8 protein-coding genes and 1 pseudogene are annotated in these 9,505 nt (G+C 71.7%); 7 read left to right on the forward strand and 2 right to left on the reverse strand.

Annotation, left to right across the window (positions count from 1 at the left end; all coding sequences use genetic code 11):
* The 7 genes and pseudogenes from VP06_RS27825 to VP06_RS27855 form a co-directional block, all read left to right on the forward strand.
* Positions 1-226: pseudogene (locus VP06_RS27825) on the forward strand (1-deoxy-D-xylulose-5-phosphate synthase); the annotation flags it as partial.
* 200 nt (positions 227-426) lie between these two features.
* Positions 427-1,473, forward strand: coding sequence for a hopanoid-associated sugar epimerase (gene hpnA / locus VP06_RS27830; RefSeq protein ID WP_048467057.1), 1,047 nt, complete (start codon positions 427-429; stop codon positions 1,471-1,473).
* The gene (gene hpnC, locus VP06_RS27835; RefSeq protein ID WP_048467058.1) at positions 1,470-2,354 is read left to right on the forward strand and encodes a squalene synthase HpnC; all 885 of its coding nucleotides are present in this window, start codon (positions 1,470-1,472) and stop codon (positions 2,352-2,354) included. Before hpnA ends, hpnC begins: the two co-directional genes overlap by 4 nt.
* On the forward strand, positions 2,351-3,211 hold the full coding sequence (hpnD, locus tag VP06_RS27840; RefSeq protein WP_048467059.1) for a presqualene diphosphate synthase HpnD: 861 nt from the start codon (positions 2,351-2,353) through the stop codon (positions 3,209-3,211). Before hpnC ends, hpnD begins: the two co-directional genes overlap by 4 nt.
* The gene (gene hpnE / locus VP06_RS27845) at positions 3,211-4,506 is read left to right on the forward strand and encodes a hydroxysqualene dehydroxylase HpnE (protein WP_425350957.1); all 1,296 of its coding nucleotides are present in this window, start codon (positions 3,211-3,213) and stop codon (positions 4,504-4,506) included. Before hpnD ends, hpnE begins: the two co-directional genes overlap by 1 nt.
* Positions 4,507-4,582: 76 nt before the next feature.
* A complete protein-coding gene (shc, locus tag VP06_RS27850; RefSeq protein ID WP_197093304.1) occupies positions 4,583-6,622 on the forward strand; it encodes a squalene--hopene cyclase in 2,040 nt (679 codons plus the stop codon).
* A gap of 84 nt (positions 6,623-6,706) precedes the next feature.
* Positions 6,707-7,738, forward strand: coding sequence for a TIGR03885 family FMN-dependent LLM class oxidoreductase (locus tag VP06_RS27855; protein ID WP_048467061.1), 1,032 nt, complete (start codon positions 6,707-6,709; stop codon positions 7,736-7,738).
* A 385-nt stretch (positions 7,739-8,123) separates the two neighbouring features.
* On the opposite strand, the gene VP06_RS27860 is transcribed toward VP06_RS27855, so the two are convergent.
* Together VP06_RS27860 and VP06_RS27865 are read right to left on the reverse strand one after the other, a co-directional pair.
* On the reverse strand, positions 8,124-8,426 hold the full coding sequence (locus VP06_RS27860) for a GCG_CRPN prefix-to-repeats domain-containing protein (protein WP_048467062.1): 303 nt from the start codon (positions 8,424-8,426) through the stop codon (positions 8,124-8,126).
* A 136-nt stretch (positions 8,427-8,562) separates the two neighbouring features.
* Positions 8,563-9,081: a Ros/MucR family transcriptional regulator gene (locus tag VP06_RS27865; RefSeq protein WP_048467063.1), complete on the reverse strand. Its 519-nt coding sequence runs from the start codon at positions 9,079-9,081 to the stop codon at positions 8,563-8,565.
* Positions 9,082-9,505: the final 424 nt, after the last annotated feature.

The raw sequence follows: 9,505 nt of genomic DNA on the forward strand, positions 1-9,505 counted from the left end.
CGGGGCGATGGTGCTGCATCTTCTGTCGGCGCGGGGCGCGCTGGACGAGGGCAAGGTCCGGGTGCGGACGCTGACGCTGCCGGATACCTACCAGGACCACGACACGCCGGAGCGGATGTACGCGCAAGCGGGCCTCGACGCCGCCTCGATCGTCAAGGTCGTCGAGGCGACCTTGCCGGCGCGCGAGGCGGCGGCCGAGCGCGGGGGACGCCTGCGACTCGCCTGAGACGTCTCACCGAACGGATTGGTCCCGGGGCTAAGATGCTGATGCGCGGGCGGCACGGTCGCCCGCGATCGATTCGCCTGTGCCTTGCGGGCGTGGCGCCGGGCTGGCAGAAGCGGCCCGGCTTCCCGACTTGATGTCACCGTCGGACGAGCGTGCCCGCCGCCTGAGCCGCCGAGAAGGACCGCATGCGAGAAGAACGCATGACTGAGGCCCCGCACCGCACCGCGTCCACCCCGTCCGGTTCCGGAGTCGAGCCCGGCCCGGTGCTGATCACCGGCGCCAGCGGCTTCCTCGGCCCGGCGCTCGTCGACGTGTTCCGGGCCGCCGGCTTCCCGGTGCGGGTTCTGGTGCGCGCCACGAGCCCGCGCACCAACCTGACCTGGCCCGATGTCGCGATCGTCGAGGGCGACATGCGCGACCCCGCGGCGGCGGCGGCCGCGATGCGCGGCATGCGCTACCTCGTCCATGCCGCGGCGGATTACCGGCTCTGGGCGCCGGACCCCGAGGAGATCGTGCGGACCAACCGCGACGGCACCCGGGCCCTGATGCGGGCGGCGCTCGATGCGGGTGTCGAGCGGGTCGTCTACACGTCGAGCGTCGCCACCATCAAGCCGCATGACGACGGCACGCCCGCCGACGAGACCCGGCCGCTGACCCCGGAGACCGCCATCGGCGCCTACAAGCGCAGCAAGGTCGTGGCTGAGCGGGTGGTCGAGGAGATGGTCGCCCGCGACGGTCTGCCGGCGGTGATCGTCAACCCCTCGACCCCGATCGGACCCCGCGACGTCAAGCCGACTCCGACCGGGCGGATCATCGTCGAGGCGGCGAACGGCAAGATGCCGGCCTTCGTCGATACGGGCCTCAACCTCGTCCATGTCGACGATGTGGCGAAGGGCCATTTGCTCGCCCTGCACAGGGGCCGGATCGGCGAGCGCTACATCCTGGGCGGAGAGGACGTGCTGTTGTCGCGCATGCTCGCCGACATCGCCGGCCTCGTCGGGCGAAAGCCCCCGACCGTGCGGCTGCCCCGGGCGGCGGTCTATCCGGTGGCCTTCGTGTCCGAGCTCGCCGCCCGGATCACCGGCAAGGCGCCGCTCGCCACGATCGACGGCATCCGGATGTCGCGCTACCGGATGTTCTTCTCCGACGCCAAGGCGCGGGCCGAGCTCGGCTACGCGGCCCGGCCCTACCGCGACGGCCTCGCCGATGCCGTCACCTGGTTCCGTCAGGCGGGATACATCCGATGACAACCGTCACCGAGGCGCGCTCTGGCAAGGGGCACCGCGACGAGAACTTCCCGGTCGCCTCGCACCTGATCCATCCGCGCCACCGCGGCCCGATCCTGGATTTTTACTACTATGTCCGGGCCGGCGACGACGTCGCCGACAATGCCGGCCTGTCGCCGGAGCGGAAGATCGCGCTTCTCGACGGCCTCGCCGACGCGCTGACGGGCAAGGGCCCCGACGATCCGGTGGCGGCCCCCCTGCGCCGCGCGCTGGCCGAGCGCGGGCTGCCGCCGCGCCATGCGCTCGAACTTCTCGACGCCTTCCGGATGGACGCGCACAAGACGCGCTACGAGACCTGGGACGAGTTGGCGCATTACTGCCGCTACTCGGCCGTGCCGGTCGGCCGCTTCGTCCTCGACGTCCATGGCGAGGATCCGGGCCGCACCTGGCCGACCTCGGACGCGATCTGCACCGCGCTCCAGGTCATCAACCACCTCCAGGATTGCGCCAAGGATTTTCGCAACGTCGACCGTGTCTACCTGCCGCGGGAGACCCTGGAGAAGCACGGCGCCCGGATCGAGGATCTGGGGGGCGAGCGCGCCACTCCCGCTCTGCGCGCGGTGATCGAGGACCTGGCGCAACGCTGCCTCGACCTTCTCGAAGAGGGCCGGCCCCTGCCCGACCTGATCGACGACACCCGTCTCGCCATGGAGATCGCGGCGATCCACCGCCTCGCGGTGCTGCTTGCCCGCGGCCTCCTGGTGCGCGACCCGCTGAGCGAGAAGGTCCATCACGGCAAGGCCGCCTTCGCGCTGACCGCGCTCGGCGCCGCCGCCACGACGCTCGCCCGGCGGCCGTTCCGCCGCCATCTCCAGCCGGCCCTGCGGGGAGCCCGTTCGTGACCGCCCTCGCCTCCCGACCCGCCTCGCCCATCGAGCCCACGACCGAGGCCCAGGCCCTGCCGGCCGCCGGCTCGTCGTTCTACACCGCCATGCGGCTGCTGCCGGCCGAGCAGCGCGACGCGATGTACGCGGTCTACGCCTTCTGCCGGGCCGTCGACGACGTCGCCGACGATGGCGGCGCCCGCGAGGTCCGCGCCGCCGAGCTGGACCGCTGGCGGGCCGACATCGACGCCCTCTATGCCGGCCGGCCGGTGCCGCGGACCCAGCCCCTCGTCGGCCCGGTGCAGCGGTTCGGGCTCAGGCGCGAGGATTTCCAGGCGGTGATCGACGGCATGGCGATGGATGCCGAGGCCGACATCGTCGCCCCCGATTCCGCCACCCTCGACCTCTATTGCGACCGGGTGGCGAGCGCCGTCGGCCGCTTGTCGGTGCGGATCTTCGGCCTGCCCGAGGAGCCCGGCATCCGGCTCGCCCACCATCTCGGCCGGGCGCTCCAGCTCACCAACATCCTGCGCGACATCGACGAGGATGCCGAGCGCGGCCGGCTCTACCTGCCGGCCGAGCCGCTGGCGGCGATCGGGCTGTCCCGTCCCACGCCCGAGCGCGCGCTCGCCCATCCGCGCCTCGCGGAGGTCTGCGCCCGGCTCCTCGACGAGGCGCAAGCCCACTACGATGCCTCCTGGGCGATCATGAACCGCGAATCGCGCCGGGCCACCAAGGCGCCCCGGATCATGGGCGCGGCCTACCACCTGATCCTCGTCGGCTTGCGCCAGCGCGGCTGGGCGCCGCCCCGCGCGCGGGTGAAGCCCGGCAAGCTCGCGCTGATCGGCGTCCTCCTGCGCCACGCGATCGTCTGATGGGCATGGTCCACGTTCCGACGATCCACGTCCTCGGCGCCGGCCTCGCCGGCCTCTCGGCGGCCCTGCGCCTCGCCAAGGCCGGCCGGCGCGTCGTGGTGCACGAGGCGGCCAAGCAGGCCGGCGGGCGCTGCCGCTCCTACTTCGATCCGGCCCTCGGGCTGACGATCGACAACGGCAACCACCTGCTCCTGTCGGGCAACCGCGACGCCCTCGACTTCCTGAGGCTGGCCGGGGCGCCGGACGGCGTGCTCGCCGGGCCGGACGAAGCCGCTTTCGCCTTCGCCGATCTCGCGACGGCTGAGCGCTGGACCCTGCGGCCGAATGCCGGGCGCCTGCCCTGGTGGGTGCTCGATGCCCGCCGCCGGGTGCCGGGCAGCCGCGCCCGCGACTACCTCGCCCCGCTGGGGATCTTCCGCGGCGCGACCCGCTCCGCCACGATCGGCGAGAGCATGGCCTGCCACGGGCTCCTGTGGGACCGGCTCTGGCGCCCGGTGCTGCTCGCCGCCCTCAACACCGAGCCGCAGGAGAGCGATGCGGGGCTCGCCGCCACGATCCTGCGCGAGACGCTCGGCGCCGGCGGCCGGGCCTGCCGGCCGCTGGTGGCGGTCGAGGGGTTGTCGGCGGCCTTCATCGATCCGGCCCTGGCGGCCTTGGGCCAGGCTGGTGCGGAGGTCCGCTTCGGCCGGCGCCTGCGGGCGCTCGGGATCGAGGGCGGGCGCCTGACCCGGCTCGACTTCGCGGATGGCGCGGAGACGCTCGGCCCCGACGATGCGGCGGTGATGGCCGTGCCCGCTTGGGTCGCCGCCGACCTGCTGCCGGGCTTGGAGACGCCGCAGAGCCATCGCTCGATCGTCAACGCCCATTTCGCGGTGCCGCCGAAGCCGGGGGCGCCGCTGCTGCTCGGCGTGGTCGGCGGCGTGACCGAGTGGCTGTTCTCCTATCCCGACCGGCTCTCGGTCACGATCAGCGGCGCCGACCGCCTGCTCGACGTGCCGCGCGAGGATCTCGCCCGCACGATCTGGGACGAGGTCTCGCGGCTTTCAGGATTCGCCGGCGATCCCCTGCCGCGCTGGCAGATCGTCAAGGAGAAGCGGGCCACCTTCGCGGCGACGCCGGCGGAAGCGGCGCGTCGGCCCGGTGCGCGCACGCACATCCCCAATCTGGCACTCGCCGGAGACTGGACGGCGACCGGGCTGCCCTCGACCATCGAGGGCGCGATCCGGTCCGGGGCAACGGCGGCGCAGGTCGTTGCATCCACCGGCGTCAACGCTGCGTTGCGCGGAGCCGCTTGACGGCGGGCCCCGGTTTCGGGAACAGCGTAGGCGTAAGCGGCGGTTTGTGCGCCGCGACAAGACTCGGGATGGCATCATGGGCGGCGGGGCGGAGCCGCCCTCACCAGAGGAAGGCAGAGACACCGTGGGCAAGGTCGAGACGCTGCACCGCAAGAGCACGCAGGACATCACCCTCGACGAGGTCGAGCGGCGGGTGTCGGCGGCGTCCCGGGCGCTGACGCAGCTGGCGCATGCCGACGGGCACTGGTGCTTCGAGCTGGAGGCGGACGCCACCATCCCGTCCGAGTACATCCTCTACCACCACTTCCGCGCCTCGGTGCCGCCGCGGGAGCTGGAGGAGAAGATCGCCGTCTACCTGCGGCGGACGCAGAGCGCCCTGCACCACGGCTGGGCGCTGGTCCACGAGGGACCGTTCGACATGAGCGCGTCCGTCAAGGCGTATTTCGCCCTGAAGATGATCGGCGACCCGATCGACGCGCCGCACATGCGCCGGGCCCGGGAGGCGATCCTCCAGCGCGGCGGCGCGGCGCACGCCAACGTCTTCACCCGCACCCTGCTCGCCCTTTACGGCGAGGTGCCGTGGAGCGCCGTGCCGGTGATGCCGGTCGAGGTGATGCTGCTGCCGCGGTGGTTCCCGTTCCACCTCGACAAGGTGTCGTACTGGGCCCGCACCGTGATGGTGCCGCTCTTCGTGCTCCAGGTGACAAAGCCCCGGGCCAAGAACCCCCGCGGCGTCAGCGTGCGCGAGCTGTTCACCCAGGACCCGGAGCGGATCCGGCGCTGGCCCTCCGGCGCCCAGGAATCCTCGCCCTGGCGCCCGGTCTTCGCGGCCATCGACGACATCCTGCGGGTGGTCGAGCCCTACTTCCCGAAGGCGCCCCGGGCGCGCGCCATCGACAAGGCGGTGGCCTTCGTCAGCGAGCGGCTGAACGGCGAGGACGGGTTAGGGGCCATCTACCCGGCCATCGCCAACTCTGTGCTGATGTACGAGGCCCTGGGCTACCCGGAGGACCACCCGCTGGTGGCGACGGCGCGCTCGGCGGTGGAGAAGCTCGTCACCGTCAAGGAGCACGAAGCCTACGTCCAGCCCTGCCTGTCCCCGGTCTGGGACACGGCGCTCGCCGCCCATGCCCTGATGGAGGCCGGCGGGCCGGAGAACGAGCGCCAGGCCCGCGCCGCCCTCGAATGGCTGAAGCCGCTCCAGGTGCTCGACATCAAGGGCGACTGGGCGGCCCGCAAGCCGGATGTGCGCCCGGGCGGCTGGGCGTTCCAGTACAACAACGCCCATTACCCCGACCTCGACGACACCGCCGTGGTGGCGATGGCGATGGACCGGGCGCAGACCCGCCTCGGCCCCGGCGAGGGCGGCTCGGACTACACCCAGTCGATCGCCCGGGCCCGGGAATGGATCGAGGGCTTGCAGAGCCGCGACGGGGGCTTCGCCGCCTTTGACGCCGACAACACCTACCATTACCTGAACTACATCCCGTTCTCCGACCACGGCGCCCTGCTCGACCCGCCGACCGCCGACGTCACCGCCCGCTGCATCTCGATGCTGGCCCAGCTCGGCGAGACCAAGGAGACCAGCGCTCCCCTCGCCCGGGCCGTCGACTACCTGCTCGCCGACCAGGAGGAGGATGGCAGCTGGTACGGCCGCTGGGGCATGAACTACATCTACGGCACCTGGTCGGCGCTCTGCGCGCTGAACGCCGCCGGCCATGATCCCGCCTCCGCGCCGGTCCGCAAGGCGGTGGAGTGGCTGATCGCGATCCAGAACCCGGATGGCGGCTGGGGCGAGGACGCGGCGAGCTACAAGCTCGAATATCGCGGCTACGAGCGGGCGGCGAGCACGGCGTCGCAGACCGCCTGGGCGCTGATCGCCCTGATGGCGGCGGGCGAGGCCGACCATCCGGCGGTGGCCCGTGGCGTCAACTACCTTGCCCGCACGCAAGGCGCGGACGGGCTGTGGGGCGAGGAGTGCTACACCGGCACCGGCTTCCCGCGGGTGTTCTACCTGCGCTATCACGGCTACGCCAAGTTCTTCCCGCTCTGGGCGCTGGCGCGCTACCGCAATCTCCAGCGGGGCAACAGCCGCCGGGTCGCGGTGGGAATGTAGCTGACGCGGCGGGTCCGCGGCGCAACCGCGCCCGCCCGGAACGACCGCCCGGGCTCGGGCATTCCCCGGGCCGGGAGCCCCGTCATGACCCTGTACAGCTACCACATCTCCCACGAGCAATGCCCGCCGCGGGCGCTGCTCGCCTTGGCCCAGCGGGCCGAGCAGGCCGGCTTCGACGGGGCCTTCTCCTCCGACCATCTCCAGCCGTGGTCGCCGAGCCAGGGCGAATCCGGCTTCGCCTGGGCCTGGCTCGGCGCCGCCCTCCAGGCGACCGAGCGGCTGACCTTCGGGATCATCTCGGTGCCGGGGGGCTGGCGCTACCATCCCGTCGTGCTGGCCCAGGCGGTGGCGACCCTCGGACAGATGTTCCCGGGCCGGGTGCCCTGGGTGGCGCTGGGCAGCGGGCAGGCGATGAACGAGCGCGCCACCGGCGGGCCCTGGCCCGACAAGGCCGAGCGCAACGCCCGCCTGCGCGAGGGCGCCGAGATCATGCGGGCGCTCCTCGCCGGCGAGACGGTGACCCAGCGTGGCCGCCTGACGGCGGTGGAGGCCAAGGTGTGGTCGCTGCCCGAGACCCCGACGCGCCTCGTCGGTGCCGCCACCAGCGTCGAGACCGCCGCCTGGCTCGGCACCTGGGCCGACGGGCTCCTCACCGTCGGGACGAGCCCCGAGGCATTGGGGCCCATCGTCGACGCCTTCCGGGAGAATGGCGGCGCCGACAAGCCGGTCTTCCTCAAGATGGACCTGAGCTACGCCCCCGACGCGGCCGAAGCCCTGCGCCAGGCCCATGCCGAGTGGCGCTTCAACGCCCTGCCGGCCTCAGTGGCCTGGGAACTGCCCCGCCCGGCCGATTTCGAGGCCGCCGCCCGCTTCCTGCGGCCCGAGGACATGCACGAGGCGGTGCTGATCTCCCACGACCTGCCGGCCCTGACCGAGCGCATCGCCGCCTGTGCGGCCCTCGGCTTCGACAGCATCGACCTGCATCAGGTCGGCGGCAACCAGGCGGCATTCATCGACGCCTTCGGCGAGCGGGTGCTGCCGGCGCTGCATGGCCGCAAGGCCCCGGTGATCGAGTTCGACCCGTTCGGGCGCAAGCCCGCGGCGCGGGCGGGCTAAGCAGATTTCGCCGAAGTGGTCACCGGTTCGGCGATAAAAATCTGCGACAAAACAAGAGCCTAAGCGGGCGAAGCGTTGGCCTGCCAACGCAAGCCTGCTTAGAGCATTGTCCGACGAAGTGGATACCGGTCCGTCGTCGACAATGCGGCAAAATCAAACAGCGAGAGAAGCTTCGCGATGGCAATGCGATCGTGAAGCGCTCTAAGCAGACTTGCGTTGGCAGGACAACGCTTCGTCGGCTCAGGTTCTTGTTTGATCGCAGATTTTCGCCGCCAAACCGGTGACCACTTTGGCGAAATCTGCGTAGCATGCCGGATGTCTCTGGCCCGAACGTCAGCAAGGCGTCCGACCGGCCGGTCGGGCGCCTTGCTCGATCCTGCCCGGATCAGTAACCGTGATAGAAGCGGCGCGGGCCGTAGCCGTAATGCGGGCGCCGCCAGTACGGCCGGGGGCCGCCATAATACGGGCGTGGCCCATAATACGGCCGCGGCCCGTAGAACGGGCGGCAATACCCGAAGCGGTTCGGGACGAAGCCCGGGCCGCAGCCGCCGGCCACTCGCGTCACGGTTGTGTCCGACGCGAGCATGCCCGCCGCACCGAGGCCGATCGGGGCGGCCTGCGCAGCCGATGCGAGGCCCAGACCGCCTGCCACGAGGGCGGCCATCCCGAGCACCTTGACGTGCAACATCCTGGGATCTCTCCGTGAGGGTGAGGAGCGGCCGCGAGGACCGCCCTGCCCCGTCATGAAAGAACCCGTGACCTGAATGCATGATGAGCGCGCCTTTCGGCTCCCGCTCATCACGCCGGCATCGCCGCAGCCCCCGTCAGGGGCGCTTCGGTCGGTCCCGCCGGGATCCGTTCGCGTCGGGTTCGTCCGGGGCCGGCCCCGCCACGACCGGATCGGCCGCGGCCCGCATCGCCGCGCCGCGTCCGCGGCCCCGCCGGTTCTGGCCGAGGCCGGAGCTTTTGGCGAGTTCGGAGCGCTGCGCGGCGTAGGCGGCGGCGACCATCGGATAATCCGATGGCAGGCCCCATTTCTGGCGGTAGGCGTCCGGGGTGAGCCCGCGCCCGGCCAGGTGGCGCTTGAGCGTCTTGTAGGGCTTGCCGTCTTCGAGGCTGATGATGTGGTCCGGCGTCACCGTCTTGCGGATCGGCACCGGCGGCGTCACCCGTTCGGGTTCCGGCTCCGGCGTGGCGCCGAGCTGGCTCAGCGAGGTATGAACCGCCGCGATCAACCCCGGGACGTCGGCCGCCGGAACGGAGTTGTTCGCCACATAAGCCGACACGACATTGGCGGCAAGCTCGATCAGATCGAGCGATCGGGTGGGGTCATCGTTGGTCATGGCGCACCAGATCGAAGTGACCGGCGCAGGAGGGCACGTGTTGTCGCGAGCGTCAACCACAGAGCATATGCGTCACAACAGGTTTCGTCAGTCGCGATACGACATAGAAAAAGTATCGCACGCGATTGATCGCTGACGCCGGAGCGCGCCGGTGGCGCGCGGCCTTGGCGGCGCCGGGGCCACACCCACCCGGATATCGTGCTAGCCCGTTGGCCCGGGCGGTTTTTTCCATGACGGGCGGTTTCCCCTCGGCGGGGAAATGTCCTAGCTGTTGCTGCACTGCGCCATCCGGCGTTGCGTTCCTGTCTGCACGATCGCCAAGACCTCCCATGACCGACAAGAACCGCCGCTTCCTGGTCGCCGGCACGGCCGCCGGCCTCGCCTCGACGCTGCTGGCGGGGGGGGTCCCCCCCCCCGCCCCGCC

It is taken from the genome of Methylobacterium aquaticum, from assembly GCF_001043915.1.
Taxonomy (GTDB): Bacteria; Pseudomonadota; Alphaproteobacteria; order Rhizobiales; family Beijerinckiaceae; genus Methylobacterium; species Methylobacterium aquaticum.

Coding starts and splice junctions, on each gene's coding strand:
- VP06_RS27855 (WP_048467061.1), top strand. CDS start 6,707: ATGACCCTGTACAGCTACCACATCTCCCACGAGCAATGCCCGCCGCGG.
- shc (WP_197093304.1), top strand. CDS start 4,583: ATGGGCGGCGGGGCGGAGCCGCCCTCACCAGAGGAAGGCAGAGACACC.
- hpnA (WP_048467057.1), top strand. CDS start 427: ATGACTGAGGCCCCGCACCGCACCGCGTCCACCCCGTCCGGTTCCGGA.
- VP06_RS27860 (WP_048467062.1), bottom strand. CDS start 8,426: ATGTTGCACGTCAAGGTGCTCGGGATGGCCGCCCTCGTGGCAGGCGGT.
- hpnC (WP_048467058.1), top strand. CDS start 1,470: ATGACAACCGTCACCGAGGCGCGCTCTGGCAAGGGGCACCGCGACGAG.
- VP06_RS27865 (WP_048467063.1), bottom strand. CDS start 9,081: ATGACCAACGATGACCCCACCCGATCGCTCGATCTGATCGAGCTTGCC.
- hpnE (WP_425350957.1), top strand. CDS start 3,211: ATGGGCATGGTCCACGTTCCGACGATCCACGTCCTCGGCGCCGGCCTC.